This is a genomic window from Streptomyces sp. NPDC053079 (genome assembly GCF_044546695.1).
Classification (GTDB): domain Bacteria; phylum Actinomycetota; class Actinomycetes; order Streptomycetales; family Streptomycetaceae; genus Streptomyces.
On record NZ_JBITZJ010000002.1, the window covers coordinates 190,112 to 216,733 of the forward strand.

The 26,622-nt window shown below is 73.5% G+C and carries 23 protein-coding genes; 9 read left to right on the top strand and 14 right to left on the bottom strand.

What is annotated here, in order from left to right:
- Positions 1–76: 76 nt before the first annotated feature.
- Positions 77–1,630 (top strand): alpha/beta hydrolase, encoded by a 1,554-nt coding sequence (locus ACIGXW_RS08110; RefSeq protein WP_399571185.1) that lies wholly within the window; start codon positions 77–79, stop codon positions 1,628–1,630.
- A gap of 22 nt (positions 1,631–1,652) precedes the next feature.
- Here ACIGXW_RS08110 and ACIGXW_RS08115 read toward each other — a convergent pair whose 3' ends face one another.
- From ACIGXW_RS08115 to ACIGXW_RS08125, 3 genes are all read right to left on the bottom strand, one after another.
- Positions 1,653–2,249 carry a hypothetical protein gene (locus ACIGXW_RS08115; RefSeq protein WP_399571187.1) on the bottom strand — a complete coding sequence of 199 codons (597 nt, stop codon included), beginning with the start codon at positions 2,247–2,249 and terminating at the stop codon, positions 1,653–1,655.
- Positions 2,250–2,362: 113 nt separating this feature from the next.
- Positions 2,363–2,884 (bottom strand): hypothetical protein, encoded by a 522-nt coding sequence (locus ACIGXW_RS08120; RefSeq protein ID WP_071962571.1) that lies wholly within the window; start codon positions 2,882–2,884, stop codon positions 2,363–2,365.
- Positions 2,885–2,980: 96 nt separating this feature from the next.
- Positions 2,981–3,508, bottom strand: a complete 528-nt coding sequence (locus ACIGXW_RS08125) for an RDD family protein (RefSeq protein WP_399571189.1) — start codon at positions 3,506–3,508, stop codon at positions 2,981–2,983.
- Between the two features lie 146 nt (positions 3,509–3,654).
- Between ACIGXW_RS08125 and ACIGXW_RS08130 the strand changes: the two genes are divergently transcribed.
- The 3 genes from ACIGXW_RS08130 to ACIGXW_RS08140 all read left to right on the top strand — a co-directional run bounded on the left by ACIGXW_RS08130 (position 3,655) and on the right by ACIGXW_RS08140 (position 5,321).
- Positions 3,655–4,419 carry an alpha/beta fold hydrolase gene (locus tag ACIGXW_RS08130; protein ID WP_104531575.1) on the top strand — a complete coding sequence of 255 codons (765 nt, stop codon included), beginning with the start codon at positions 3,655–3,657 and terminating at the stop codon, positions 4,417–4,419.
- Positions 4,420–4,492: 73 nt separating this feature from the next.
- A complete protein-coding gene (locus ACIGXW_RS08135) occupies positions 4,493–4,861 on the top strand; it encodes a VOC family protein (RefSeq protein WP_071962573.1) in 369 nt (122 codons plus the stop codon).
- A 25-nt stretch (positions 4,862–4,886) separates the two neighbouring features.
- Positions 4,887–5,321: a VOC family protein gene (locus tag ACIGXW_RS08140; protein ID WP_071962574.1), complete on the top strand. Its 435-nt coding sequence runs from the start codon at positions 4,887–4,889 to the stop codon at positions 5,319–5,321.
- Positions 5,322–5,381: 60 nt separating this feature from the next.
- Here ACIGXW_RS08140 and ACIGXW_RS08145 read toward each other — a convergent pair whose 3' ends face one another.
- The 8 genes from ACIGXW_RS08145 to ACIGXW_RS08180 form a co-directional block, all read right to left on the bottom strand.
- Positions 5,382–5,936 carry a hypothetical protein gene (locus tag ACIGXW_RS08145; protein WP_399571191.1) on the bottom strand — a complete coding sequence of 185 codons (555 nt, stop codon included), beginning with the start codon at positions 5,934–5,936 and terminating at the stop codon, positions 5,382–5,384.
- 134 nt (positions 5,937–6,070) lie between these two features.
- Positions 6,071–6,715: a TetR/AcrR family transcriptional regulator gene (locus tag ACIGXW_RS08150; protein ID WP_360912015.1), complete on the bottom strand. Its 645-nt coding sequence runs from the start codon at positions 6,713–6,715 to the stop codon at positions 6,071–6,073.
- Complete coding sequence (locus ACIGXW_RS08155; protein WP_399571193.1) at positions 6,703–7,446, bottom strand: enoyl-CoA hydratase family protein; 744 nt, start codon at positions 7,444–7,446, stop codon at positions 6,703–6,705. The genes ACIGXW_RS08150 and ACIGXW_RS08155 overlap by 13 nt, the downstream gene beginning before the upstream one ends.
- Positions 7,447–7,463: 17 nt before the next feature.
- Positions 7,464–8,624 carry an acyl-CoA dehydrogenase family protein gene (locus ACIGXW_RS08160; protein ID WP_071962578.1) on the bottom strand — a complete coding sequence of 387 codons (1,161 nt, stop codon included), beginning with the start codon at positions 8,622–8,624 and terminating at the stop codon, positions 7,464–7,466.
- A complete protein-coding gene (locus ACIGXW_RS08165) occupies positions 8,621–10,744 on the bottom strand; it encodes an acetyl/propionyl/methylcrotonyl-CoA carboxylase subunit alpha (RefSeq protein ID WP_399571195.1) in 2,124 nt (707 codons plus the stop codon). The genes ACIGXW_RS08160 and ACIGXW_RS08165 overlap by 4 nt, the downstream gene beginning before the upstream one ends.
- Before the next feature lie 7 nt (positions 10,745–10,751).
- A complete protein-coding gene (locus ACIGXW_RS08170; RefSeq protein WP_399571197.1) occupies positions 10,752–12,350 on the bottom strand; it encodes an acyl-CoA carboxylase subunit beta in 1,599 nt (532 codons plus the stop codon).
- Positions 12,347–14,038: an acyclic terpene utilization AtuA family protein gene (locus tag ACIGXW_RS08175; RefSeq protein ID WP_399571199.1), complete on the bottom strand. Its 1,692-nt coding sequence runs from the start codon at positions 14,036–14,038 to the stop codon at positions 12,347–12,349. Before ACIGXW_RS08175 ends, ACIGXW_RS08170 begins: the two co-directional genes overlap by 4 nt.
- 46 nt (positions 14,039–14,084) lie before the next feature.
- Entirely contained in the window at positions 14,085–17,063 is a 2,979-nt protein-coding gene (locus ACIGXW_RS08180; RefSeq protein ID WP_399571201.1) for an FAD-binding and (Fe-S)-binding domain-containing protein, read from the bottom strand.
- A gap of 121 nt (positions 17,064–17,184) precedes the next feature.
- Between ACIGXW_RS08180 and serC the strand changes: the two genes are divergently transcribed.
- Complete coding sequence (gene serC / locus ACIGXW_RS08185; protein ID WP_399571204.1) at positions 17,185–18,303, top strand: phosphoserine transaminase; 1,119 nt, start codon at positions 17,185–17,187, stop codon at positions 18,301–18,303.
- Positions 18,304–18,346: 43 nt separating this feature from the next.
- Here serC and ACIGXW_RS08190 read toward each other — a convergent pair whose 3' ends face one another.
- Together ACIGXW_RS08190 and ACIGXW_RS08195 are read right to left on the bottom strand one after the other, a co-directional pair.
- Positions 18,347–19,366, bottom strand: a complete 1,020-nt coding sequence (locus ACIGXW_RS08190; RefSeq protein WP_399571206.1) for a hypothetical protein — start codon at positions 19,364–19,366, stop codon at positions 18,347–18,349.
- 74 nt (positions 19,367–19,440) lie between these two features.
- The gene (locus ACIGXW_RS08195) at positions 19,441–20,541 is read right to left on the bottom strand and encodes a citrate synthase 2 (protein ID WP_360911995.1); all 1,101 of its coding nucleotides are present in this window, start codon (positions 20,539–20,541) and stop codon (positions 19,441–19,443) included.
- A gap of 451 nt (positions 20,542–20,992) precedes the next feature.
- On the opposite strand from ACIGXW_RS08195, the gene pdxH reads away from it, so the two are divergent.
- Positions 20,993–21,667 (top strand): pyridoxamine 5'-phosphate oxidase, encoded by a 675-nt coding sequence (gene pdxH, locus ACIGXW_RS08200; protein ID WP_399571208.1) that lies wholly within the window; start codon positions 20,993–20,995, stop codon positions 21,665–21,667.
- Between the two features lie 381 nt (positions 21,668–22,048).
- Positions 22,049–23,416: a PAS domain-containing protein gene (locus ACIGXW_RS08205; RefSeq protein WP_399571210.1), complete on the top strand. Its 1,368-nt coding sequence runs from the start codon at positions 22,049–22,051 to the stop codon at positions 23,414–23,416.
- Positions 23,417–23,440: 24 nt separating this feature from the next.
- Here ACIGXW_RS08205 and ACIGXW_RS08210 read toward each other — a convergent pair whose 3' ends face one another.
- Entirely contained in the window at positions 23,441–24,196 is a 756-nt protein-coding gene (locus ACIGXW_RS08210) for an SIS domain-containing protein (protein ID WP_071962580.1), read from the bottom strand.
- A gap of 198 nt (positions 24,197–24,394) precedes the next feature.
- On the opposite strand from ACIGXW_RS08210, the gene ACIGXW_RS08215 reads away from it, so the two are divergent.
- Together ACIGXW_RS08215 and ACIGXW_RS08220 are read left to right on the top strand one after the other, a co-directional pair.
- Positions 24,395–25,087 carry a metal-dependent transcriptional regulator gene (locus tag ACIGXW_RS08215; protein ID WP_071962581.1) on the top strand — a complete coding sequence of 231 codons (693 nt, stop codon included), beginning with the start codon at positions 24,395–24,397 and terminating at the stop codon, positions 25,085–25,087.
- Between the two features lie 579 nt (positions 25,088–25,666).
- A complete protein-coding gene (locus ACIGXW_RS08220) occupies positions 25,667–26,620 on the top strand; it encodes an alpha/beta fold hydrolase (RefSeq protein WP_399571211.1) in 954 nt (317 codons plus the stop codon).
- The last annotated feature ends 2 nt before the right edge of the window (positions 26,621–26,622 follow it).

Consider the following 26,622-nt stretch of genomic DNA (forward strand, 5'->3'; position numbering starts at 1 on the left):
TACGGGGGCTGGCCCCCCTGCCAACAGGGGGGAATGGCCCATGGGCCGGGGCGATGGGGACTTCTAGCGTCAAGGCATGAGAAAACGCACGGTACTCACCGCCCTCACCCTCTCCCTCAGCACCGTCGCCACGGGGACCGGCCTCGCCGCGAGCTCGGCGAGCTCGGCGAGCCCCGCATCCGAGCAGCGCGACGGGCTGGAGCGGTTCAGACAGCAGAAGGTCGCCTGGGGCGAGTGCCGGGACACGAAGCTGGCGGCGAGCGGGACCGAGTGCGCCCGGGTCACCGTGCCGCTGGACTACGGCGACCCGGGCGGGCGGACGTTAGAGGTCGCGATCTCGCGGATCAAGGCCAAGGCCGGCAAGGACGGCAAGGCCGGGGCGCGGCGCGGCATCCTGCAGACGAACCCGGGCGGCCCCGGCGGCTCCGGTCTGTCCATGCCCTCCGAACTGCGGGAACGGCTGAGCCCCGAGGTGGCGGCGGCCTACGACATCATCGGCATGGACCACCGCGGGGTCGGCGAGAGCACCCCGTTGAACTGCGGGCTGACCCGGGCGTCCTGGATACGCTCGTCCGGAAGCGACCGCGCCGGGTTCGACGAGAACGTACGGCTGGCGCGGCAGGACGCCCGTAAGTGCGCCGACAAGTACTCCGGCACTCTGGCGCACTACTCGACCCGCAACGTCGCCCGCGACGTCGACATCGTCCGCGCCGTGCTGGGCGAGCGCCGGACGTCCTGGTTCGGCCAGTCGTACGGCACGGTCCTCGGAGCCACCTACGCGCAGATGTTCCCCGGCAGGGTCGACCGCCTGGTCCTGGACAGCGCGCCCGACCCGGCCGGGTACGGCGGCATGCGCCTGGTCCAGGACATGGGGCCCGTCAACGAGAAGGCCCTCGACGACTTCGCCGCATGGGCCGCGAAGCGCCACGACACCTACCGTCTCGGTGCCACGGCCGCCGCCGTGCGCGGCACCGTCGAGGGGCTCGTACGACGGGCCATGGACGAGCCGATCAAGGTCGGTCCGTACCGGCTGGACGGGCACGACCTGCCGTTCATCTTCTTCACGCTGGGCGTGGACTCCGCGAACGACAAGCAGTACGCCGAGGTCGTGCGGTATCTGCTCGACGCCGCCGACGGCAAGGCGGGCACACCGCATCCGTACGCGCTCGACCTGCTCAAGTCGCTGTCCGACCCGGCGGGGAGCGGGATGAGCGCCATGACCTCCGCGCAGCTCGCGGTGCTCTGCGCCGACACCACCATGCCCCGGGACCCCGAGTGGTACTGGCGGGCCACGGAACGCTCCCGCGCCGGGCAGCCGGTCTTCGGGCCGGTCGTCAACGGGCCGCTGCCGTGCGCCTTCTGGAAGGAGCACCCCCGCGAGAAGCTCACGGAGATCAACAACAAGGTGCCGGCGCTGCAGCTCCAGGCGACCGTGGACACCCGCACCCCCTACGAGCAGGGGCTCGGCATGCACCGGGCCATGCGCGGCTCGGTGCTGGTGACCGTCCCGACCCGTACCCACGCCGTGGTGGTCTCCCGCACCGGCACGTGCGCGAACAAGGCCGTCGACGACTACCTGCTGCGGGGCACCCTGCCCGCACGGGACGTCACCTGCGGGCCCGCGGCCTGAGCCGGCCGGACGCCGTCGCCGCTCAGGATCCCGCGCTGGGCGGCGCGGCGGGCGGGAGCTGGGGGAGAGGCGGGGCGTGCAGGGCGGGGGGCTGCAGTTCGGCCAGGACCAGGGCGCTGGAGGGGATGGCGGCGCGCATCTCCAGGAGTCCGACGAGGGCGGTGTAGAGCCGGTCGACACCCTCGTACGTCTCGTGGGCTAGGACCAGGCGGGCGCGGGTCTCCAGGTTCTGCCAGGCATAGCGCCGGCGCAGGTTGGCCATCTGCCGGGCGTCGGCCCGCAGGAACCCCGATCCGGCCGAGAAGCCCGCTGCCAGCAGCGCCATGATGGCCGCCGGCACGCGGGCTCCGGCCGAGGCCAGTCCGGCGGCGCCGGAGATCCCGGCCAGGACGGCCGCGGGAAATCCCAGACAGAGGAAGGTCGCGTTCCATAACTTGCTGCGCCGCTGGGCGCGCCTGGCTCCGATGTGGGCCTCGTCGACGATCTTCTCGACCTCGGCGCGGAGGTGGCGCAGGCGCTCGGCGGTGGGATCAGGTGCGGGATCAGGTGCGGGTGCGGGTATGGGCGCGGGTGTGGCGGCAGCTGCGGGTGCGGTCGGCGCGTCTGAGGTGTCCGGCACGGCTTCCCTTGCGGTCGGTAAGAGATGCGATGCCGCCGGAGTTTAGGGGAGCCGTACCGGTCGCGGGAGGCGATACCGGCGCCCGCACGCCCGGGCGCCGGTGCGCGCCGGCTTCAGCGGGTGGCTTCGACCGTGAGGTGGTACGTGGTGTCGACCCAGAAGCTGCCGGTCGTGCGCGCCTTGATCTCCAGGACGTACTGGCCCGGGGCCAGGGGCGCGAGGCCGGCCCACAGGCCCCAGGCGACGCGGCGGCGGCCGTTGGCGCGGAAGGGCCGGGAGGTGAACTGCTCGAGGGGGAGCTCGGTGCCGTTGAGGTAGGCCTTCGCCTCGGCCACGCCCATCAGCATGGGCTTCCGCGAGTACCACGGGACCGGGTGCTGGGTGTTGAAGACCGGGAAGAAGACGGGGCGGTCCGCGGGTATCGGGCACCGGCGGACGACCTTGCCGCCGTAGGTGCCGGCGAGGAACCAGAGGTCGTCCGGCTGGTCCCAGTCGGCGAACTCGCCGGTCTGGTCCCGCACGGGGTCGTAGTCGTCGGGCGACGAGAGGGCCCACTGCCACCAGCGCGCGGCCAGGGCCCCGCCTTCCTTCGCCCCGAGTCTCCAGGAGCTGCCGCTCGACACCGTCTCGCTCACGCCATCCGCCCTTTCCGTGCACGGCCCTGACCAGGGCCTTCGACTGAATGAGCGGACTTTACGCCACAGGGGCGATTTTCGGCCGCGGCGCCCTCGTCAGGCGTCGCGCCTGACGACCACGCTCGAGGCCGCCTTGTCGTGGAAGCACTGGCGGTACGGCTTGTCCCAGAGGCAGGACAGCGCGTTGACCCAGCCGACGAACGGGATGACGGAGAGCACGAGGTAGGTGAGCCAGCGTCCCAACGCGGCGCCGAGGGAGAGGTTCTGTCCGTCATCCAGCCGCGCGACGCGCAGGCCGCAGATGCGTTTGCCGAGAGTGGCCCCCCACGCGTAGGTCATCAGGGGGTCGTAGAGCAGGTAGCTGCCCGCCAGCACCGTGATCAGGGCGGGCGTGGCGGCGGCTTCGTCGTCGGTCAGGAGGATCACGAGCACGCCCATGAGGGTGCCGACGATGACCGCCCCGATCCCGACGATGAGGGCGTCGAGAACCCGTGCGCCCAGCCGCACGCCCTGGTTGGCGAGGGCCTCCTCCGGCGGGCCCGGCCGCATCGGGGCGGCGGGCGGGTAGTACGGCGGCTGGTGCGGCGCGCCGAAGTGGCCGGAGGGTGTGCTGGCGTTCTGCATGCGAACAACTCTACGAACCGCGCCGACCGGTCGGTATCCGCTCCCGTACTCAGACCTCGCGACGGCGTCTCCGTCCCCGTACGCTTGTCGCCCGCGGCTCCGGGCGTCGGTGCCCGGGCGGCCACCTCATGACCGGGGAGCGCATCGTGACAGGACAGGTCATTCCGCACGAGGTGCAGGGCAGCGGCTCCAGGCGCGCGATCCTGCTGCACAACTGGTTCGGGGACCGGACGAGCTTCGCCCCGATGCGCGAGCATCTGGACGGGGACCGGTTCAGCTACGCGTTCGTGGACTGCCGGGGCTACGGAGAGGCCATCGACGTCGACGGCGCCTTCACGATGGAGGAGGTCGCCGAGGACGCCCTCGCCGTGGCCGACCGCCTGGGGTGGGAGACCTTCTCGGTCGTCGGCCACTCCATGGGCGCGAAGGCCGCGCAGCTCATGCTGCTGGAGGCGCCGTCGAGGGTCCGGTCGATCGTCGGCATCGCGCCGGTGGCCGCGTCCGGCTTCCCGCTCGAAGGGGAGACCTGGGAGCTGTTCGCCGGAGCGGAGAAGGACCCCGGAAGCCGCAGGGCGATCATCGACAACACCACCGGCGGGCGCCGCGACGACGCCTGGCTGGACGCCATGGTGAGCCGCTCGATGCGCAATTCCTCGCCCGCCGCCTTCCGTTCTTATCTCGACTCGTGGTCGGGCTCCGACTTCCACGAGCGGGTGCGGGGCAACCGGACCCCGGTCCTCCTGGTCGTCGGCGCGCACGACCCGGCGCTGGGGGCCGAGGCCATGCGGGCGACCTGGCTCCAGTGGTACCCGAACGCCGAACTCGAGGTGTTGCCGGACGCGGGGCACTATGCGCCGGAGGAGTCCCCCGAGGCCCTGGCCGCGGCCGTCGAGGAGTTCCTGGGCCGCTGACGCGCGGGCAATGCGGCGGGCGATTTCCGTCGAGGTCCGGACAGGATCGCAACCACTGTGGAACGCTGGCGACATGCTTGATCACATAGCGATCCAGGTGCGGAACGTCGCGGCGAGCGCGGGCTTCTACGATGCCGTCCTCGCGCCGCTCGGAGGCAAGCGGACCAAGGAGTTCGGCGAATTCGTCAGCTTCGGCACCACCGGGCACACGCTCTGGCTGGTCCCCGCCGGCGAGGACGCGCCGGGTGCCCGCGAGGTGCACCTCGCCTTCGCCGCGGCCGACCGCGCGGCCGTCGACGCGTTCCACGCCGCCGCGGTGGCGGCCGGTGCCGAGTCCTTGCACGCACCGCGGGTGTGGCCGGAGTACCACGCGTCGTACTACGGGGCCTTCGTCCGCGACCCCGACGGCAACAACGTCGAAGCCGTCTGTCACACGCCGTAGACCGCTCCTTGAGTAGGGTCCGGGCATGGCATATACGTTCCAGGTCACGGTCGACTCCGCCGATCCGCACACCCTCGCCGACTGGTGGGCCGAAGCCCTCGGCTGGGAGGTCGAGCCGAGCGACGAGGCGTTCATCCGCCGGATGGTCGCGGAGGGGCAGGCGAGCGAGGACGACACCACCACGCACCACGGCACCCTCGTGTGGAAGGTCGGCACCGCGATCCGCCACCCGGAGGGGCTCGACCGCGCGCCGCGCGTCCTCTTCCAGCTCGTGCCGGAGCCCAAGACGGTCAAGAACCGCGTCCACCTGGACGTACGGACGGGGACGGACGACCCCCAGGCCGTGGTCGACCGTCTGATCGCCAACGGGGCGACGTTCCTGCACGAAGGCAAGCAGGGTCCCTTCGCGTGGACCACGCTCGCGGACCCCGAAGGCAACGAACTCTGCATCACGCAGTAGGCGGTGAAGCCGGGACCGCGCCATTCGCGCGGCCCCGGCGGTCAGCTGTGCGGGCGTACGTCAGCAGGGCCGGACGTACCAGATCGGCTCCCAGTAGTAGGACAGGTGGTACGAGGGAGCCCCCACCGTGGTGGTGACGACGTTGCGGTTGCGGTCCTTGAGCCTGGCCTGGGTGCCCGACGTCTGGTTGTTGTACCAGGATCCGTAGCCGCGCCAGTTCGACAGGGCGTGGTCCTTGCAGTAGTAGAGGTCGAGTTGGTCACCGGTGAAGGACTCGCCGCGGAACATGCAGAACCGTTCGTAGCGGCACTCGGCGAACTTCGCGTTCGCTGAGCTCAGATCGCGGGTCTTGCGCTCGCCGGGCAGGGTGAGCGTGAGGGTGGCGCCGTCCAGTTCGATCCTGTTGGCGGCCACCTGTTTACCGCCCGTACGGGCGAGGTAGTCATTGACTCTGGTCTGCAGTTCCTTCGCCTGCGAGCCGCTCAGGCCCGCCTTCTTCGCCTGGTCCGCGAAGCCGGCGGTCCCGGCGGCCGAGGCCGTGCCGGACGCGCCGATCAGTGAGCCCGCCAGTGCCGTCGCCGCGAAGGCCATCGCGGCGGATTTACGCAGTGCCATTCGAGATTCCCCCTCATGGATCCCGAGCCGGCACCCACCGCCCTTGCGGTGGGCATGCCAGCAGTAGCCCACAGGGCGGGGGCGGTGTCCACACCGTTCGGTGGTGTTCGAAACGCGCTGGTGGCGCCCTTCCGTCAGCCGTCCAGCGCGTCGTCCAGGATCCGCACCCACTGCTCCACCACGCGCCGGCGCCGCGCCCGGTCGTCCGTCAGGAGCGTCGCCAGCCCCAGGCCGCGCGCCATGTCCAGCAGGCCCTGCACGGTCTCCCGCACGCCGGGCACCTTCTCGTCCGCGCCCAGCAGCTCCACCGCCATGCGGTGGGTCTCCCGGCCGACGCGCGCCTCCAGGTCCGTCACGCGCGAGCGCAGCTGCGAACGGTCGTGGGAGGCGGCCACCCACAGCTGCAGCGCGGCCCGGAACAGCGGACCGGTGTACAGCTCGACCAGCTCGGTCACGACGATGTACCGGCGCGCCGGGCCCAGGATGGGCGACGCCGAGGCCACCAGCTCCCGCAGCGCGGCCGAGCGCTCCTCCGCCACGTACTCGACCGCCGCCGTGAAGAGGTCCTCGCGGGTGGGGAAGTGGTGCTGTGCCGCGCCCCGGGACACCCCCGCCCGCTCGGCGACCACGGCCACCGTCGAGCCCGCCCAGCCGTGGTCCGCCAGGCAGGCGATGGCCGCCTCCAGCAGGCGTCGTCGCGTCGCCCGGCTCCGGTCCTGCTTGGGGCCGGGGCGAGGGGCGGAACCGGAGTCCGGGCGGGGATCGGTCAGCGCACCCACGACGGGTCCCTCTTCTCCAGGAACGCCGCCATGCCTTCCCGTGCCTCCTCCGACGCGAAGAGCCGTGCCGACCGCTCGGCCATCTCCTCCGCATCGCGGTCGAAGGCCCGCAGCACCTCCGCCGTGACCAGCCGCTTCGACGCGGCCAGTCCTTGCGGCGAACCACGGCGCAGACCCTCCAGGACCGGCTCGAGGGCCTCGTCCGGGCCCTCGTCGCCGGCCGCGAGCGTGATGAGGCCGATCCTCACCGCCTCCCGCGCGCCGAAACGCTCGCCCGTGAGGTAGTAGCGCGCCGCCGCCCGGGCGTCGAGGCGCGGCAGCAGCGGCAGGGAGATGACGGCCGGGGCCAGCCCCAGCCGCGCCTCCGTGAACGCGAACGACGACGCCCCGCTCGCCACCGCGATGTCGCACGCCCCCAACAGCCCCAGGCCCCCGGCCCGTACATGGCCGTCCACCCGTGCCACCACCGGTCCCGGCAGCTCCACGATCGTCCGCAGCAGCCGGGCCAGCGCCTCCGGGCCCGTCGGCGTCGGCTCGCTCAGGTCCGCGCCCGCGCAGAACGTGGTGCCGGAGTGGGTGAGGACCACGGCGCGGGTGTCCGAGTCGTCGGCGGCCCGCCGCAGCCCGTCGTGCAACTCGGCCACGAGGCGGGACGAGAGGGCGTTGCGGTTGTGCGGGGAGTCCAGCGTCAGTGTGGTGACGCCGTGCTCGTGCGAGCTGCGGACCAGCATCGCGAAACCTCCTGGTGTCAGTAGGACTTGGGCAGGCCCAGCGTCTGGTGCGAGACGTAGTTGAGGATCATCTCCCGGCTCACCGGCGCCACCCTTGTCACCCGCGCCGCGGTGATCAGCGAGGCCAGCCCGTACTCCGTGCTCAGCCCGTTGCCGCCGAGGGTGTGGACCGCCTGGTCGACGGCGCGGACCGCGGCCTCGGCGGCCGCGTACTTCGCCATGTTGGCCGCCTCGCCGGCGCCCGCGTCGTCCCCGGCGTCGTAGAGGTGCGCGGCCTTGTACATCATCAGCCGCGCCAGCTCGATCTCGATGTGCGACCGCGCGAGGGGGTGGGCGATGGCCTGGTGCGCGCCGATCGGCTCGTCCCACACCTGGCGGGTACGGGCGTAGTCGACGGCCCGCGCGACGGCGTGCCGGCCCATCCCGATCGCGAACGCCGCCGTCATGATGCGCTCGGGGTTGAGCCCGGCGAACAGCTGCAGCAGCCCGGCGTCCTCGTCGCCCACCAGGGCGTCCGCCGGCAGCCGCACCTCGTCGAGGACGAGCTCGAACTGCTTCTCCGGGGACGCGACGTCCATGGGGATGAGGTTGCGGGTGAAGCCGGGCGCGTCGCGGTCGACGATGAACAGGCAGGGCTTGAGCCTGCCGGTCCGGGCGTCCTCCGTGCGGCCGACGATCAGCGTCGCGTCGGCGACGTCCACGCCGGAGATGAAGACCTTGCGGCCGGTGAGGATCCAGTCGTCGCCGTCGCGCCGGGCCGTCGTGGTCAGGCGGTGGGAGTTGGAGCCGGCGTCGGGCTCGGTGATGCCGAACGCCATCCGGGTCGTGCCGGCGGCGAGGCCGGGCAGCCAGGCGCGCTTCTGCGCGTCCGTGCCGAAGCGGGCGATGACCGTGCCGCAGATGGCGGGTGAGACGACTAGGAGCAGCAGCGGGCAGCCGGCCGTCCCCAGCTCCTCTAGGACGACGGCCAGTTCGGTGATCCCGCCGCCCCCTCCGCCGTACTCCTGGGGGAGGTTCACGCCGAGGTAGCCGAGCTTGCCGGCTTCCGCCCACAGCTCGTCGGCGTGTTTGCCCTCGCGTATCGCGTCGGCGAAGTACGCACGGCCGTAGCGGCCCGCGAGGGCGGCGACGGCCGCGCGCAGGGCGCGCTGTTCTTCGGACTCGACCAGAGGGCTCATGAGGCTTCCTCCTCGGACTCGGCGATGACGGCGAGCAGTTCCCCCACCTCGACCTGGCGGCCGGGCACGGCGTTCAGTGCGGAGAGGGTCCCCGAGGCGGGGGCCACGACGCGGTGCTCCATCTTCATGGCCTCCAGCCACAGCAGCGGCTGCCCGGCCCGTACGGAAGCCCCCACGGCGACCCCGTCGGCCACCCGTACGACGGTGCCGGGCATGGGGGCGAGCAGCGAGCCGGGCTCGGTCCGCCCGGTGGGATCGGGGAAACGGGAAAGAGGCGTGAGGGCATAAGAACCCACGTGCGCGGTGTCGACATACACGTCACCCCCATATGAGGCCACGTCGACGGTACGACGAACGCCGTCCACCTCCAGCACCACCCGCTCGCACGTGGCGTGCAGGAGCCGGACGTCCGGAAAGCCCTCGGCTTCGAGGCCGTCACGGGTGAGGCGGTAGCGAACGGTGTGTTCGGCGCCGGTGGCCGCGCAGCGGTAGCTCTTCGACTGCGGCTGGGAGGGAACGTTGCGCCAGCCGCCGAACCGATGGCGGCCCTGGGCGCCGGCGACGGCGGCGGCCAGGGCCGCCAGGCGGGCGCCGGAAGGAGGAGCGGTCAACGACACCAGGTGACGCCCGTAGAAACCGGTGTCCACGCGCCCGCTGGCGAAGTCGGGATGGCGCAAGGAACGAACCAGCAGATCCCGATTGGTGACAGGCCCATGGATACGAGCGCGCTCCAGGGCGTGGGCCAACTGGCGGACCGCATCGCGCCGGGTGGTCGCCCAGACGACGACTTTGGCGAGCAGCGGATCGTAGTGGACGCCGACGCGGTCACCGTCCTCCACGCCGGAGTCGACACGCAGACCGGCGGGGGCGTACGGACAGGAGGCGACGGGGCCGGAGGGGTGGGGGTCCGGGACGCTGTCGTGTATTTGCGGGCCCAAGGAGGGGGTGGGCGAAGGATGCGGGGCTCCGGGCCCGTAAATATACGGTCCCGGACCCCCGCCCCGGAGGTCCCGGCGCCGCACCCACGACGCCTCGGCCCCCACGGCCAGCCGGTGCACCACGCCCGTCTGCGGCCGCCAGTCACGGGCGGGGTCCTCCGCGTACAGGCGGGCCTCCACGGCGTGCCCCGACGGCCGCGGGGGCTCGCCCAGTGCCGCGCCCTCGGCGACGCGCAGCTGCAGCGCCACCAGGTCGACGCCGTACACGGCCTCGGTCACCGGGTGTTCGACCTGCAGGCGGGTGTTCATCTCCAGGAAGTACGGGCGGCCGTCCGCCGAGATCAGGAACTCGGCCGTGCCCGCGTTGACGTAGCCGATCGCGCGGGCCGCGGACGCGGCGGCGTCGCACAGGGTGCGCTCCAGATGCCCGGGCAGGTCCGGGGCCGGGGCCTCCTCGATCACCTTCTGGTGCCGTCGCTGCAGGGAGCAGTCCCGGGTCCCCAGCGTCCACACCGTGCCGTGCGCGTCCGCGAGGAGCTGCACCTCGACGTGGCGCGCGCCCTGGACGTACGGCTCGACGAAGACCTCGCCGTCGCCGAAGGCGGCCGCCGCCTCCGCCCGCGCCGAGGCCAGCGCGCCCTCCAGGCCGGGCAGGTCGCGCACCACCCGCATCCCGCGCCCGCCGCCGCCCGCCGTGGCCTTGACCAGCACGGGAAGGTCGTCGGCGGTGACGGCGGCCGGGTCGAGGGGAGCGAGCAGCGGCACCCCGGCCCGCGCCATGATGCGCTTGGCGCGCGTCTTCGACGCCATCGCCTCGATCGCCTCGGGCGGCGGCCCGATCCACACCAGCCCCGCGTCCCGCACCGCCCGCGCGAAGCCGGCGTTCTCGGAGAGGAATCCGTACCCCGGGTGCACGGCGTCCGCGCCGGCCGCGAGGGCCGCCGCGACCAGCAGGTCGCCGCGCAGGTAGGTGTCCGCGGCCGCCGCCCCCGGCAGCCGTACCGCCGCGTCGGCCTCCCGGACGTGCCGGGCGTCCGCGTCGGGGTCCGAGTGCACCGCGACCGTCGCGATGCCCAGCTCCCGGCAGGTGCGGAAGACGCGGCAGGCGATCTCGCCCCGGTTGGCCACGAGCACCGAGGAGATCGCGGGCTCCTTCGCCGAAGAGGACGCCGAAGAGAACATGGAAGCCTCACATCCGGAAGACACCGAAACCACCCCGAGCCCCCTGCACGGGCGCGCCGTGCACCGCCGACAGGCACAGTCCCAGCACCGTCCGCGTGTCCCGCGGGTCGATGACCCCGTCGTCGTACAGCCGCCCGGAGAGGAACACCGGCAGCGACTCCGCCTCGATCTGCCGCTCCACCATCGTGCGCAGCGCGGCGTCGGCCTCCTCGTCGTACGGCTGTCCCTTCGCCGCGGCCGAGGCGCGGGCGACGATGGACAGGACGCCGGCGAGCTGCTGCGGGCCCATGACGGCGGACTTGGCGCTGGGCCAGGAGAACAGGAAGCGCGGGTCGTAGGCCCGTCCGCACATGCCGTAGTGCCCGGCGCCGTAGGAGGCGCCCATGAGCACCGACAGGTGCGGGACCTTCGAGTTCGACACGGCGTTGATCATCATGGCGCCGTGCTTGATGATGCCGCCCTGTTCGTAGGCCCGGCCGACCATGTAGCCGGTGGTGTTGTGCAGGAAGACCAGCGGGATGTCGCGCTGGTTGGCCAACTGGATGAACTGCGCGGCCTTTTGCGACTCCTCGCTGAAGAGGACGCCCTGCGCGTTGGCGAGCACGCCCACGGGGTAGCCGTGCAGCCGCGCCCACCCGGTCACCAGGCTCGTGCCGTAGCGCTGCTTGAACTCGTCGAAGTCGGAGCCGTCCACGATCCGGGCGATGACCTCGCGGGGGTCGAAGGGCTCCTTCAGATCGCCCGGGACGATGCCGAGGAGCTCGTCCCCGTCGTACAGGGGCGGTGCGGCGGGGGACGGATCGGGGTGGGCCTTGCGCCAGTTCAGGCGGGCGACCACGCGCCGGGCCCGGCGCAGCGCGTCGAGCTCGTCGACGGCGAAGTGGTCCGCGAGGCCGGAGACGCGCGCGTGCATCTCCGCCCCGCCGAGCGACTCGTCGTCGCTCTCCTCGCCGGTGGCCATCTTCACCAGCGGCGGGCCGCCGAGGAAGACCTTCGCCCGCTCCTTGACCATGATGACGTGGTCGGACATGCCGGGGACGTACGCGCCGCCGGCCGTGGAATTGCCGAAGACCACCGCGAGGGTGGGGATGCCCGCGGCGGAGAGCCGGGTCAGGTCGCGGAACAGGCCGCCGCCGGGGATGAAGATCTCCTTCTGGCCGGTCAGGTCCGCGCCGCCCGACTCCACCAGCGAGATCACCGGCAGCCGGTTGGCGTACGCGATCTCGTTCGCGCGCAGGGCCTTCTTCAGCGTCCAGGGGTTGCTGGCGCCGCCGCGCACGGTCGGGTCGTTGGCGGTGATCAGGCACTCGACGCCCTCGACGACGCCGATGCCGGTGACGAGCGAGGCGCCGACGGGGTAGTCGCTGCCCCAGGCGGCCAGCGGCGACAGTTCGAGGAAGGGGGTGTCGGGGTCGAGGAGGGACTCGACGCGTTCCCGGGCGGTCATGCGGCCCCGGGCCCGGTGCCGGGCGGTGTACTTCTCGCCGCCGCCCGCGACCGCCTTGGCGTGCTCGGCCTCGACGTCGGCGAGCCTGGCCAGCATCGCGGCCCGGTTGGCCGCGTATCCGGGGGCGGCGGTGTCGAGCCCGGACGGCAGCACGGTCACAGCAGGACCTCCGGTATCCGCAGGTGCCGGGCGCGCAGCCATTCGCCGACGGCCTTGGCCTGAGGGTCGAAGCGGGCCTGGGAGGCGACGCCCTCGCCGAGGATGCCGTCGACGACGAAGTTCAGGGCGCGCAGGTGGGGCAGGACGTGCCGGGTGACGGCGAAACCCGCGGCCTCCGGGAGCAGTTCGCGGAACCGCTCGACGGTCAGCTCGTGCGCCAGCCACCGCCACGCGTCGTCCCCGCGTACCCACACCCCGACGTTGGCGCTGCCGCCCTTGTCCCCGCTGCGCGCGCCCGCGACGAGCCCGAGCGGGGCCCGTCGCGTGGGCCCGGCGGGCAGCGGCGGCGGCAGAACGGGCTCGTCCGGCGCTTCCTGTTCCGCGGCCCGTACGGGGGCCGGCAGCACCGGCATCCGGGTGCCGTCCGGGAGCACCGCCACGTGCCGCACGGTGTCCGCGTCGACGTAGGCCGCCTCGAACACCCCGTAGGGCGTCGGCTTCGCCGGCGGTGTCGCCACGTGGAAGCCCGGGTAGCTGGCCAGCGCCAGCTCGACGCAGGCGGCGTTCACGGCCCGGCCCACCTCCGGGTCGGCGTCGCGCACGACCAGCCGCAGCAGGGCGCTCGCCTCCTCCTGTACGGGCGCGTCCGCCCGGTCCGTACGGGCCAGGCTCCAGCGGGCCTCGGCCGGGCGGCGGGCGGTCAGGACGCCGTCGAGCTGGGCGCGCACGAGGCGGGCCTTGGCGTCGATGTCGAGGCCGGTCAGGACGAAGACGACCTCGGTGCGGTGGCCGCCCAGCCGGGTGAGCCCCACCTTGAGCGCGGCCGGCGGGGACTCGCCGCGCACCCCGCTGATCCGCACCCGGTCCGGGCCGTCGGGCGCGAGGCGCACCGTGTCCAGCCGGGCGGTGACGTCCGGCCCCGGGTAGCGTGCGCCGGCCGTCTCGTACAGCAACTGCGCCGTGACCGTCGAGACCGTGACCGCGCCGCCGGTGCCGGGGTGCTTGGTGATGACGGCCGAGCCGTCCGCGTGGATCTCGGCGAGCGGGAAGCCGGGCCGGCGCACGTCGTGCTCGCCGAAGAACGCGTAGTTGCCGCCGGTGGCCTGTGCCCCGCACTCCAGGACGTGCCCGGCGACGACCGCGCCGGCGAGCGGGTCCAGGTCCTCGGCGGTCCATCCGAAGTGCGCGGCGGCCGGGCCGGTGACGAGCGCGGCGTCGGTGACCCGGCCCGTGACGACCACGTCCGCGCCGGCCCGCAGGCACTCGGCGATGCCCGCACCGCCCAGGTAGGCGTTGGCGGTGAGCACGCCGTGGCCCCACCGGTCCTCGTCGAGGAGGTCGTCGCCGGTGACGTGGGCGACGCGCACGGGCACCCCCACCCGGTCGGCCAGCTCGGTGACGCGCTCGGCGAGAGCGGCGGGGTTGAGCCCGCCCGCGTTGGTGACGAGCCTGACCCCGCGGTCGGCGGCCAGGCCCAGCCCCTCCTCCAACTGGGCCAGGAACGTGCGGGCGTAGCCCCGGCCGGGGTCCTTGAGGCGGTCGCGGCCGAGGACCAGCATGGTCAGTTCGGCGAGGTAGTCACCGGTCAGTACGTCCAGGGGGCCGCCGGTGAGCATCTCGCGCAGGGCGTCGAACCGGTCGCCGTAGAAGCCGGAGGCGTTGCCGATTCGGAGAACGGGCACAGGCATGGGCGGAGCGTGGCACCGGCCAGGAAAACAAGCAAGCGTGCTTGCATCATTTTTGGCCGCCGGTGGCGGCCTCCCGCAGTGCTTCGGCGAGGATCTCGGCCGTGTGTCGCGCCCGCCTGTCGGAGAGTTGGCCGATCTGCGTACGGCAGGAGAAGCCGTCCGCGACGACCTCCGTGCCCTCGGGCGCCGCGCGCAGTGCCGGCAGCAACTGTTCTTCGGCGCAAGCCTCCGAAACCTCGTAATGGCCGGTTTCGAAGCCAAAGTTGCCCGCCAGACCGCAGCAGCCGCCGCTCAACGGGCCGGTCATTCCCGCGCGTTCGCGCAGGCGGCGCTCGGCGGCGTCGCCCAGGACGGCGTGCTGGTGGCAGTGCGTCTGGCCGGCGACGGGCCGGTCGACGCGCGGCGGCCGCCACTGCGGGGCGCGCTCTTCGAGGACCTGGGCGAAGGTGCGCACGGACGAGGCGAGGCGCCGGGCGCGCGGATCGCCGGGCAGCAGCTCGGGCACGTCGGTGCGCAGGGCCGCGGCGCAGCTGGGCTCGAGACCGACGACGGGCAGGCCGGCGGCGAGGGCGGGTGCCAGGACGTCGAGCGTGCGGCGCGCGACGGCCCGGGCGAGGCCGAGCTGGCCGGTGGAGACCCAGGTCAGGCCGCAGCAGACCGGCCGGGGCGGGACGGCCACGCGCAGCCCGGCGTCCTCGAGCACGGCGACGGCGGCACGGCCGGCGGAGGGGGAGAAGTAGGTGGTGAAGGTGTCGGGGAACAGCACGACGGCCGTGCCCGCGGCCCGGGCCTCGGCCCAGCCGGCGGCCGGTCGCCCGGCACGGGGGCGGCGGGTTTCGTCGGCGGTGTCGTCGGCCGGGCCGCGGCCGGTGGGGTGCCCTTCGGCGGCGTACGGCTGCCCCGTGGCCTTCGTACGCCTGCGCCACCACCGGGTGAACGGCTCCGGTGCGAGCCGCGGGAGGTCCCGCTCCGGTGCGATCCCCGCCAGGCGCTTCACCGCCGCGGCCGACGGATCGTGCGCGGCCAGGCGGTCGAGCAGTGGCGCGGCCGGCGCCGCCAGGCGCAGCCACAGCGGCAGCCACCCCATCGTGTAGTGCGCGGCGGGCCGGATCCGGCCCGCGTAGTGGTGGTGCAGGAACTCCGCCTTGTACGTGGCCATGTCCACGCCCACCGGGCAGTCGCTGCGGCAGCCCTTGCAGGACAGGCACAGATCCAGCGCCTCCCGCACCTCCTGTGAGCGCCAGCCGTCCGTCACCACCTCTCCGGCCAGCATCTCGTGCAGCAGCCGGGCCCGGCCCCGCGTGGAGTGCCGCTCCTCGCGGGTCACGCGATAGGAAGGGCACATGACGCCGCCCGGAGGGGGCTGCGTGTCACGGCACTTGGCGACGCCCACGCACCGGCGGACCGCCGCCGTGAAGTCGCCGCCGTCACCCGGATAGCCGAACTCCACGTCGACGGGCCGCCGGGGCAGCACGTCGAACCGCAGGTTCTCGTCGAGGCGGTACGGGCGCACGAGCATGCCCGGGTTCAGGCCGCCCGCCGGGTCCCAGAGGTCCTTGAAGCGCTCGAACAGCCGCACGACGTCGGCGCCGTACATCCGGGGCAGGAGTTCGGCGCGCGCCTGGCCGTCACCGTGCTCGCCCGACAGCGAGCCACCGTGCGCGACCACCAGCTCCGCCACGTCCCCGGAGAATTCGCGGTACCGCCGCACCCCCTCGGCGCTCAGCAGGTCGACGTCCAGCCGTACGTGCACACAGCCCTCGCCGAAGTGCCCGAAAGGGGCGCCACGCAGGCCGTAGCGCCCCAGCAGGGCCCGGAACTCACGCAGATACGCACCCAGCCGCTCCGGCGGCACCGCACAGTCCTCCCAGCCGGGCCAGGCCTCGCCCCCGTCGGGCAGCCGGGTCGCCGTGCCGGCGGCGTCCTCGCGCACCCGCCACAGCGCGCGCTGCGCCGCCGCGTCCGCCACGACGGCACGGCCCGTGACCGGCCCGTCGGCGGCCGCCGCGCGGCACAGCTCCCGCGCCCGGGACACCGCCTCGGCCGGCGTGGCGCCGCCCGTTTCGACGAACAGCCAGGCCGCCCCAGCGGGCAGGTCGCCGGCGCCCGCGCCCACCAGGTCGGCGGCCATGCCCTCGACCGTCAACGGCCCCAGCGGAAGCAGCAGATGGGCCGCGTCGGCCGCCGCGCTCTCGTCCGCGTAGCCGAGCACCGCCAGCGCCCGCGCGGCGGGCGGCTCGACGAGGCGGACCGTCGCCTGTGTCACCACCCCCAGCGTGCCCTCGCTCCCGGTGAAGGCCCGGGCGAAGTCGGTGCGCCGCTCGGGCAGCAGGGCATCCAGGGCGTACCCGGAGATGCGCCGGGGCAGAGCGGGGAAGCCGGTGCGCAGCAGCGCGAGGTCGCCCTGGACGAGGGCCCGTACGCCCTCCGCGAGCAGCTCGGGGACGCCGTCGTAGCCCCGCCCCAGGTGGGCCCGTTCGCCTTCGGAGGTCAGGACGTCCAGGGCGTGGACGTTGTCGGCCGTCGTGCCCCAGGCCACCGAGTGCGCGCCGCACGCGTTGTTGCCGATCATCCCGCCGAGCGTGCACCGCCCGTGCGTCGAGGGATCGGGCCCGAACGTCAGCCCGAACGCGCCGGCCGCCGCCCGTAGATCGTCCAGGACCACGCCCGGCTGGACGACGGCGGTGCGGGCCGCGGCGTCGACGGCCACGATCGCGTTCATGTGCCGGGTGAAGTCCAGGACCACGCCCTCGCCCGTCGCCTGGCCCGCGATCGAGGTGCCGCCCCCACGCGGCACCACCGGCACGCCGTGCTCGCGGCACACGGCCAGGACGGCGGCGACGTCGTCGGCGTCGCGCGGCGCGACCACCCCGGCCGGAACGCGCCGGTAGTTCGACGCGTCCATGGTCGCAAGGGCGCGGGCGGAGGACGCGAAGTCGACGTCGCCGCGCACGTGGGCCCGCAGTTGCGCCGCCAGGCCCGGAAACGGAGTGTCCGCGTCCCGGCGGCCGATGTGATCACCCATGGGCCCAGCCTGCCCACAGAACCGTCGGATACCGGCACAGTCGGCACATCCATCCTGTCGATTCCGTCTCATCGAGTGGACGTACAGCCACCACGGGTGGAGCGGCGTTTAGGCTGCGGACGTGGCTGATATCCAGATTCCCGCTGACATCAAGCCCGCCGACGGTCGCTTCGGCGCGGGCCCCTCCAAGGTGCGTACGGAGGCGCTCGGCGCCCTGGCCGCCACCGGAACCTCCCTGCTCGGCACCTCCCACCGCCAGGCCCCGGTCAAGGACCTGGTCGGCCGCGTGCGCGACGGCCTCCGGGAGCTGTTCTCGCTGCCCGAGGGCTACGAGATCGTCCTCGGCAACGGCGGGTCGACCGCGTTCTGGGACATCGCCACGCACGGCCTCATCGAGTCCAAGTCGCAGCACCTGAGCTTCGGCGAGTTCTCCTCGAAGTTCGCCAAGGCGGCGAAGCTGGCGCCGTGGCTGCAGGAGCCGACGGTCATCTCCTCCGAGCCCGGCACACACCCCGAGCCGCGCGCCGAGGCGGGGGCCGACGTCTACGCCTTCACCCACAACGAGACCTCCACCGGTGTCGCCGCGCCCATCAAGCGCGTCGCGGGCGCCGACGAGGGCGCGCTGGTCCTGGCGGACGCCACGTCCGGGGCGGGCGGGCTGCCCGTGGACATCACCGAGACGGACGTCTACTACTTCGCCCCGCAGAAGTCCTTCGCCGCCGACGGCGGGCTGTGGCTGGCGGCGTTCTCCCCGGCCGCCCTGGAGCGCGCCGCCCGCGTCCACGCCTCGGGCCGGCACGTCCCCGAGTTCTTCTCGCTGCCGACGGCCATCGACAACTCCCTGAAGAACCAGACGTACAACACCCCCGCCCTCGCCACGCTGTTCCTGCTGGAGCAGCAGGTCGAGTGGCTCAACGGCCAGGGCGGTCTGGACTGGGCGGTGCGCCGCACCGCGACGTCCGCGCGGACGCTGTACGGCTGGGCGGAGGCGTCCAAGTACGCGACGCCGTTCGTGACGGACCCGGCCAAGCGTTCGGCCGTCATCGGCACGATCGACTTCTCCGAGGACGTGGACGCGGCGGCCGTGGCCAAGGTCCTGCGCGCCAACGGCATCGTGGACACCGAGCCGTACCGCAAGCTGGGCCGCAACCAGCTGCGGGTCGCGATGTTCCCGGCGATCGAGCCGTCGGACGTCGAGGCGCTGACGGTCTGCATCGACCATGTGATCGAGCGGCTCTAGGCTCCAGCATCAGGCCGGCCCGGGAGGTGCTCCCGGGCCCGGCTCAGCCCGTCGGCCGGCGCAGCAGCTTCCGCAGGACGAGGACCAGCAGGGCCGCGACCACGACGGTCCCCGCCCCTATGGCGAGGGTGCGGTCGTGGTCGTCGCCCGTGGTGGAGGCCTTCTCGTCCGCCGCGTCACCGCCCTTGCCCGAGTCGCCGGGCTTCCCCGTGCTGTCGGGCAGCAGATCGTCGTCGAGCTCGACCGGGGTGACACGGCTGTTGGCGCCCTCCGTCCCGTACATCAGCGTCCGCCCGTCGGGGGTGAACGTGACGGACTCGCCCTGCCGCTGCAGCGGGACCGTGGGCCGGCCGATCTCCTTGGGCCGCCCGTCCATCCAGCGGTACACACGGGCCTCGAAGTAGCCGCGCACGACCAGCCGGGTGCCGTCCGGGGAGAACGCGCCGTCCGTGGCCCAGACGTTGATGTCGGCGACGCGCCGGAAGGTGTTCACGCCGGACGCCGACAGCTTCTCCGGCGCCTCGTACAGGGCGCCCTTGCCCGAGCGCTTCTTGCTGGCGATGCAGACCCGGCCCGTCGTGGGGTGCACCATCAGCGACTCGGCGTCGCGCGGGCCGTCCTCGTAGCGGACGGTGAAGCGGGTCGGGGTGACCGTCGCGTCCCGCAGCGTCTTCGGCTCGGGGAAGCGGTAGATCCACACCTCCGGCCAGGTGCCGTCGAGGTTGTCCCCGGTGTCGCCGACGTAGATGTTCCCGTCGGGGCCGATCGAGATGGCCTCGACGTCCCGGGCGTCGATGCCGCCGAGCCGCACCGTCGCGACCGTACGGCCCGTACGGCTGTCCACCGCGAAGACGTTCGCGGCGTCGCCGCTGTCGTTGTGGGTCCAGTAGATGCCCGGGTGGAGGCGGCTGGCGGCCAGTCCGCTGGACTCCTTGATCCTCGGGTCCTGGATGGTGAAGGCGGAGGGCGCATCGCCGTCCGCCGCCGGGGCCGCCACCGCGGGCGGGGCGGCGGGCAGCGCTACCAGCGCGGCGATTCCGAGGGCGGGGAGGAATGGACGCATGGGCCAAGCCTGCCATCAGGGCGCGGCGGAGGGGCGCTTGCCACCCTTCGCCACGCCCTGACGTGTCCGCCGGCTCAGCCGGTGATGTCCGCGTACCCCTCCACCTCGCGCGGGTCGCGCGGTCCCGGGCCGACGTAGCGGGCCGAGGGGCGCACGAGGCGGCCGGTGCGCTTCTGCTCCAGGATGTGCGCGCTCCAGCCCGCCGTGCGGGCGCAGGTGAACATCGAGGTGAACATGTGCGCGGGCACCTCGGCGAAGTCCAGGACGATAGCCGCCCAGAACTCGACGTTCGTGGCCAGCACCCGGTCCGGGCGGCGGTTGTGCAGCTCCTCCAGCGCCGCCTTCTCCAGCGCCTCCGCGACCTCGAAGCGCGGCGCGGCCAGCTCCTTGGCCGTGCGGCGCAGCACGCGGGCGCGGGGGTCCTCGGCGCGGTAGACGCGGTGGCCGAAGCCCATGAGGCGCTCGCCGCGGTCCAGGGCGCCCTTGACGTAGGCGACGGCGTCGCCGGTGCGCTCGATCTCCTCGATCATGCCCAGGACGCGCGAGGGCGCGCCGCCGTGCAGCGGGCCCGACATGGCGCCGACCGCGCCCGACAGGGCGGCCGCCACGTCGGCGCCCGTCGAGGCGATGACGCGGGCGGTGAACGTGGAGGCGTTCATGCCGTGCTCGGCGGCCGAGGTCCAGTAGGCGTCGACGGCCTTGACGTGCTTGGGGTCGGGCTCGCCGCGCCAGCGCTTCATGAAGCGCTCGACGACGGTCTCCGCCTTGTCGATCTCCTTCTGCGGCACCATCGGCAGTCCCTGGCCACGGGCCGACTGGGCGACGTAGGACAGGGCCATGACGGCGGCGCGCGCGAGGTTGTCGCGGGCGGTGGCCTCGTCGATGTCCAGGAGCGGCTTGAGGCCCCACACGGGGGCGAGCATCGCCAGCGCGGACTGCACGTCGACGCGGATGTCACCGGAATGGACGGGGATGGGGAACGGCTCGGCCGGCGGCAGCCCGGGGTTGAACGAGCCGTCGACCAGCAGCCCCCAGACGTTCCCGAACGAGACGTCGCCCACCAAGTCCTCGATGTCGACGCCTCGGTAGCGGAGCGAACCGCCTTCCTTGTCGGGTTCGGCGATCTCCGTTTCGAACGCGACGACTCCTTCGAGTCCGGGTACGAAGTCGGACATCAGGCGGCTCCTCGTGATGTGTTCGACAAGCGGCTGCCAGCCGCGCGGGCGGGGTCCGGGGTCTCCGGTTCCGGCCGGGCGGCCAGAGGGATTCCTGCTGCGGGTGTGCGTCGGGGGGTGTGCGTCCGGGTCGGCGCCGGATCGGTTACGCGGCAGCGTGCGCGGCTCGCGGTCCGTTCCGGTCAACCCGGTCATGCCCCGTGCGGCAGTACTTCACCCGGTACTTCACCCGGCCTCCGCAGAGGCCGTTCCGGGGCCGGACACGATAGCCGGTGGGGTACGGGTGCCACAGCCATCCACTCGTGATTTTGGGGGGTTCGGCACAGGTGGGGGAAGGTGATGTCCGGCACACCGCGCTTTTCCCCGGCGGCAGGATTACCGGCCGCCGATACGGGGCACATGAAGGGATCCGCTGTGCTGCTTTTCCTCGGACCCGCCGCTCCTGCAAGATGTGGCCGTGGCCCACTCCGACAAGTACGCGTTCGAGCACGACCTCGCCGCCATGCGCCGGCACTACCAGTTCGAGGGCCTCGCCGAGCGGGCGCTGTCCGCCGGCCCGTACGAACAGTTCGCGCGCTGGTTCGGTGAGGCGGCCGCCGGCGAGCTGTACGAGCCCAACGCCATGGTCCTGTCCACCGCGGACGCCGCCGGACGGCCCAGCTCCAGGACCGTCCTGCTCAAGGGCTACGACCCGCGCGGCTTCGTCTTCTACACCAACTACCGCTCCCGCAAGGCCAGGGAGATCGCCGTCAACCCGCGCGTGTCGCTGCTCTTCCCCTGGTACCCCCTCGCCCGGCAGGTCGTCGTCACCGGTACCGCCGAGCGGGTGGACCGCGAGGAGACCGCCGCGTACTTCCGCACCCGCCCCTACGGCTCGCAGATCGGCGCCTGGGCGAGCGAGCAGTCGACCGTGGCGGCCGGACGCGCCGATCTGGACGCGGCCTACGAGAAGATGACGGCCCGCTACCCGCAGGGCGAACACGTGCCGGTGCCACCGCACTGGGGCGGCTTCCGGGTGACCGCGGAGACGGTGGAGTTCTGGCAGGGGCGGGAGAACCGCCTGCACGACCGGCTGCGGTACGTGCGCACGGGCGACGGCTGGCGGGTGGAGCGCCTGTGCCCGTAGAACACTCCTGAACGCAGACGATCCGTGGGCCCGCTACCCCGCGCCGCACAAGCGGCGCGAGGTGCCGAGCGGACGACTCGGCGGCCCACGGATCGGGTGACTGCCTGGGATTGGCCGGCGGAGCCGGCGCTGCGCTGTGCGCGACGACGGGCGCTAGCCCGCAGTCACCTCACGCGTCCGGAAAGAAATCATGTCCCGAACCACCTCCCTTCTCGTGTACGCCCCAGCCTAGGAAGCGGCTCCGGAGACGACAACGGAATTTCCGTGGGCACCGATTTCGCCGAAGACGGTGTGGTGCCAGCCGGTGTCGAGTTGAATGCCGCTCGTGCAGGACATGCAGGGCATGCTCCACCCGCAGACGCGTTCAGCAGGGGGTACCCGGTGACCGCTCCACACCAGTCCGGCCCCGCCCGTCACGAGGCGGCCGCGGACAGCGACGACCACGTCCTCCTCGCCGCTCTCCTCGACGGCATGGACGCCGCGCTGTGCGCCTTCGACGTGGACGGCACGGTCACCCACTGGAACCGCGAGGCCGAGCGGATACTCGGCTGGTCCGCGAAGGAGGCCGTCGGCCGGCACGGCCTCGCCGGCTGGGCGCTGCGCGAGGCGGACGCGGAGGAGGTCACCGGGCGGCTGCTGGGCGCGATGAAGAACCCGGGCCGGCAGGTCGACGAGTTCGCGCTGCTCACCAAGGGCGGCGGACGGGTGCTCGTGCGCGTCCAGTCCTGCGCCGTGCCCGGCGAGGACGGCAGCCCGGCGGGCGTCTACTGCGCCTTCAGCGAGGTGCACACGCAGATCGACCTGGAGCGCTCCGTCGCGCTGAGCGAGGCGCTGTTCGGCGAGGCCTCCTGGGGCGTGGTGCTCGTCGACGCCGACCTGCGCCCGGCCCTCGCCAACGCCCACGCCGCCCGCGCCCTGCGCACCAGCCGCACGGCCCTGCTGGGACGGCCGCTGGGGGAGCTGTTGGACCAGGGCGTGGAGGAACTCGAGGGCGCCCTGCAGCACGTCCTCGCGGCCGGCGCGCCGCCCGCGCCCACCGAACTGTGGGTGACCGTACGGGACCAGGGCACCGGCGTCGCCCTGCCGGAGCGGCGCTGCTGGCGCAGCGGCTTCCTGAGGCTGGCCACGCCCCTGGTGGAGGAGCCCGTGCCGCTGGGCGTGGCCTGGCTCTTCCTCGACGTGACGAAGTCGCGGCTGGCGGAGCAGGAGAGCGCGCGGCTGCGGTTCCGCGGCAGCCAGCTGCACCGGGCGGGGCGGGCGGTCGCGGAGTGCGAGGACCCGATGGAGGCGGCGGCGCTCTACATGGACTTCGCCCTCGCGGGCTTCGCCGACCACGCCCTCATCGACCTGCTGCCCGACCCGGAGCCCGCACCGGAGGCGCCGATCCGGCTCGTCCGTGCCGCCACGACGCCCGCCGGCGCCCCCGGACAGGCCGCGGTGCCCGGCGGAGGCGGCCTACCGGTGCCGTACATGGCCGGGCACCCGGCGCTGCAGGCGGTCGAGCGCTGCGGCTCGGTGCGGGCGGCCACCGACCGCAGCGAGGGCTGGGCGGCGGCCCGCAAATGGCCGGACGGCACGCGGCACGGCCTGTCGACGGCGCTGCGCAGCCGGGGGCGGACGGTCGGGGTGGTGACGTTCCTGCGGGGGCCTTCGCGGCGGCCCTTCGACCGGGCGGACGCGATCTACGCGGAGGACATCGCCTCGCGGGTGGCGGCGTCGGTCGATCTGGCGGTGGCGGTCGCACGGTAGGGGCGCGGCCGCCGGCCGGTCCGCCTAGTGCCGGAAGAAGATCCGGTCGCCGTACTCGTCGAGCAGACGGCCGTTCCACTCGTGGCCGCCGTCGATGTTGCCCGAGCGCAGCATCGGCGGGTCGATGCCGCGGGCGGCCAGCTCGGTGGCCGCCGAGGCGACGACGGCCTGCATCAGGGCGCTGGTGACGACGGTGGACGCCGGGCCGAAGGGCGCCGCGATGCCGTCGGCGGACAGCTCCGCGTCACCGGTCGCGATCTTGTTGTCGAGGACGAGGTCGCAGTGGTCCTTCAGGAAGGTGCCGGACGCGTGCCGTGACCTGGTCTCCCGGGCGTAGGCGAGCGAGGTGACGCCGATGACCTTCAGGCCCAGGGCGCGGGCGTTCACGGCCATCTCGACGGGCAGGGAGTTGCGCCCGGAGAGGGAGATGACGATCAGGACGTCGCCGGCCCGGGCGGGGCTGGTGTCCAGGACCGCCCCGGCGAGGCCGTCCACGCGCTCCAGGGCGCTGCCGAGCGTGGCGGGCATGATGTCGATGCCGACGGTCCCCGGCACGGCGAGCAGGTTCATCAGGGCCAGGCCGCCCGCGCGGTAGACGACGTCCTGGGCGGGGAGCGAGGAGTGGCCGGCGCCGAAGACGAAGATCCGGCCGCCGTCCGCGACGGCGTCGGCGAGCAGGGACCCGGCGGCGGCGATGCGGTCGGCCTCCTCGTCGCGGACCCGCCGCAACAGGGCGATCGCGGCGTCGAAGAACTGCCCGGCAGGCTTGCTCTCGCTCATCGCTGCGGGACTCCTTGGGCTCGATGGGGGCTCGGCGCATTCTCCCGTGGCGCCGCCCGTGGCGCGGATCACGTTGCGGTGTGGACGGCCGGGCTGTCAATACGGCGGGGGCGGCCAGCGCCGTACGCGGTCCTGTTGTCGGTGGTATGCGTCAGAATTGAGTCCAGGGCCAGCGCACGACTTATCGAGGGGCACGGCATGTCCGGACTGATCGACACCACGGAGATGTATCTCCGCACCATCCTTGAGCTGGAAGAGGAAGGTGTGGTTCCCATGCGCGCCCGCATCGCCGAGCGGCTCGATCAGAGCGGCCCGACGGTGAGCCAGACGGTGGCCCGCATGGAGCGGGACGGGCTGGTGTCCGTCGCCGGGGACCGGCACCTGGAGCTGACGGAGGAGGGCCGCCGGCTGGCCACCCGCGTGATGCGCAAGCACCGCCTCGCGGAGTGCCTGCTGGTCGACGTGATCGGCCTGGAGTGGGAGCAGGTGCACGCCGAGGCCTGCCGCTGGGAGCACGTGATGAGCGAGGCCGTCGAGCGGCGGGTGCTGGAGCTGCTGCGCCACCCGACCGAGTCGCCGTACGGCAACCCCATCCCGGGCCTGGAGGAGCTGGGCGAGAAGGCCGAGGCGGACCCGTTCCTGAACGACGGCATGGTCAGCCTGATGGACCTGGAGCCCGGCACCGACGGCAAGACCGTCGTCGTACGCCGCATCGGGGAACCGATCCAGACGGACGCCCAGCTCATGTACACACTGCGGCGCGCCGGGGTGCAGCCGGGCGCCGTGGTCAGCGTGACGGAGTCGCCCGGTGGGGTGATGGTGGGCAGCAGTGGCGAGGCCGCCGAGCTGGCCTCGGAGATCGCCTCCCACGTCTTCGTCGCCAAGCGCTGACCGGCCTCGACGCCGGGCGCGCGCTGCCCGCGCCGGGTACGTATGCCGCGTTACGTAAAGCTGCCGAGCCGCTGCGGAAACGGCGCGGCCGGGCCCGAGCCGTGCGACGCTGGCGCTGAGTGCTGAACGCATATGCGCGCGCCGCCGACCGGGGAGGGGTTCGGATGAGGCCAGCGGGCCGCACGGCCGCCCCGCGCCCGGGTGCCGGGGGCCCCATGGGCACAGCCCCCGGCGGCGGTGCGCATGGCGGCCGTGCGCGCGGGGGCCGCCGCCCGGGGGACGTCCGGGCCGTGCACGGCGTGAACGTGATGAAGGGGCCCCGGCGCCCTCACGGGCAGCCGGGGCCCCACCTCCCCGTTTTCCCCCGTGGCGCCCCGGAGCCCCGAGCTCCCAGGGTGCGCCTCGCGGACCTTCTTCCCCGAGCGGTCCGCGCCCAGGTCGATTTCTCCCCTGGGCGCAGCCGGTCAATCCTTCCGCCCGGTCACTCGAACGAGGGGTGTTGCGCGCGACAACGGTTCATTCGAATGGAAGTTCCATAAGGTGGAGCTGCTCGGGGGAGACGAGGGGGTGCCAGGGCTCATGGTGCGGCGTATCGAAGTGACCGGAAGCGGCGGAGTGCGGCTTGCCGCCTGGGAGTTCGCCGAATCGCCGAAGGCGGCCGGCGGCCGGTACGGCGGCGCGGTCGGCGGCCGCGCGGCGGTCCGGGGTGCGGGCTGCGGTGCCGGTCACGGCCGGGGCCGCGGTGGGGGCGGAGGACAGGCTTCCGGCGGCGGGGTGCTGCTCCTGCACGGCCTGCTGGGCCGCGCCGCGCACTGGGCGGAGACCGCCCGCTGGCTCTCCGCGCGCTATCGCACGGTCGCCCTCGACCAGCGCGGCCACGGCCGCAGCGGAAAGCCCGTCAGCGGCCCCTACGCCCGCGAGGCCTATGTCGCCGACGCCGAGGCCGCCGTCGAACAGCTCGGCCTGGCCCCCGTCACCCTCATCGGCCACGCCATGGGCGCCCTCACCGCCTGGCAGCTCGCCGCCCGCCGGCCCGACCTCGTCCGGGCCCTGGTCATCTGCGACATGCGCGCCTCCGCCCTCGGCGCGGCCACGCAGCGCGAGTGGAGCGAGTGGCTGGGCTCATGGCCCGTGCCGTTCGCGACGCTCGCGGACGTCCGCAAGTGGTTCGGTGAGGACGACCCGACGCTGGAGCGCCCCGCGCCGGCCCGCGGCGACTTCTACGCCGAAGTGATGTCCGAGCGCGCCGACGGCTGGCGCCCGCTGTTCTTCCGCCGCCAGATGCTCCAGGCCCGCGAGGGCTACGCCCACGACGCGCACTGGGAGGAGCTGGCGCAGGTGGAGTGCCCGGCGCTGGTCGTGCGGGGCCTGGACGGCGCGCTGGGCCGGGCCGAGGCGCAGGAGATGGTCCGTGTCCTGCCCCGCGGCCGCTACGCCGAGATCCCGGACGCCGGCCACCTCGCGCACTACGACCAGCCGGACGGCTGGCGGCGGGTCGCCGAGCCCTTCCTGGAGGCGGCCGTGCCGGCCTGAGA

Bases quoted from the DNA above. Each gene is read 5' to 3' on its own strand.
- ACIGXW_RS08110 (WP_399571185.1), top strand. From the start codon at position 77: ATGAGAAAACGCACGGTACTCACCGCCCTCACCCTCTCCCTCAGCACC.
- ACIGXW_RS08125 (WP_399571189.1), bottom strand. From the start codon at position 3,508: ATGCAGAACGCCAGCACACCCTCCGGCCACTTCGGCGCGCCGCACCAG.
- ACIGXW_RS08135 (WP_071962573.1), top strand. From the start codon at position 4,493: ATGCTTGATCACATAGCGATCCAGGTGCGGAACGTCGCGGCGAGCGCG.
- ACIGXW_RS08140 (WP_071962574.1), top strand. From the start codon at position 4,887: ATGGCATATACGTTCCAGGTCACGGTCGACTCCGCCGATCCGCACACC.
- ACIGXW_RS08145 (WP_399571191.1), bottom strand. From the start codon at position 5,936: ATGGCACTGCGTAAATCCGCCGCGATGGCCTTCGCGGCGACGGCACTG.
- ACIGXW_RS08155 (WP_399571193.1), bottom strand. From the start codon at position 7,446: ATGCTGGTCCGCAGCTCGCACGAGCACGGCGTCACCACACTGACGCTG.
- ACIGXW_RS08160 (WP_071962578.1), bottom strand. From the start codon at position 8,624: ATGAGCCCTCTGGTCGAGTCCGAAGAACAGCGCGCCCTGCGCGCGGCC.
- ACIGXW_RS08165 (WP_399571195.1), bottom strand. From the start codon at position 10,744: ATGTTCTCTTCGGCGTCCTCTTCGGCGAAGGAGCCCGCGATCTCCTCG.
- ACIGXW_RS08175 (WP_399571199.1), bottom strand. From the start codon at position 14,038: ATGCCTGTGCCCGTTCTCCGAATCGGCAACGCCTCCGGCTTCTACGGC.
- ACIGXW_RS08180 (WP_399571201.1), bottom strand. From the start codon at position 17,063: ATGGGTGATCACATCGGCCGCCGGGACGCGGACACTCCGTTTCCGGGC.
- ACIGXW_RS08190 (WP_399571206.1), bottom strand. From the start codon at position 19,366: ATGCGTCCATTCCTCCCCGCCCTCGGAATCGCCGCGCTGGTAGCGCTG.
- ACIGXW_RS08195 (WP_360911995.1), bottom strand. From the start codon at position 20,541: ATGTCCGACTTCGTACCCGGACTCGAAGGAGTCGTCGCGTTCGAAACG.
- ACIGXW_RS08210 (WP_071962580.1), bottom strand. From the start codon at position 24,196: ATGAGCGAGAGCAAGCCTGCCGGGCAGTTCTTCGACGCCGCGATCGCC.
- ACIGXW_RS08215 (WP_071962581.1), top strand. From the start codon at position 24,395: ATGTCCGGACTGATCGACACCACGGAGATGTATCTCCGCACCATCCTT.
- ACIGXW_RS08220 (WP_399571211.1), top strand. From the start codon at position 25,667: ATGGTGCGGCGTATCGAAGTGACCGGAAGCGGCGGAGTGCGGCTTGCC.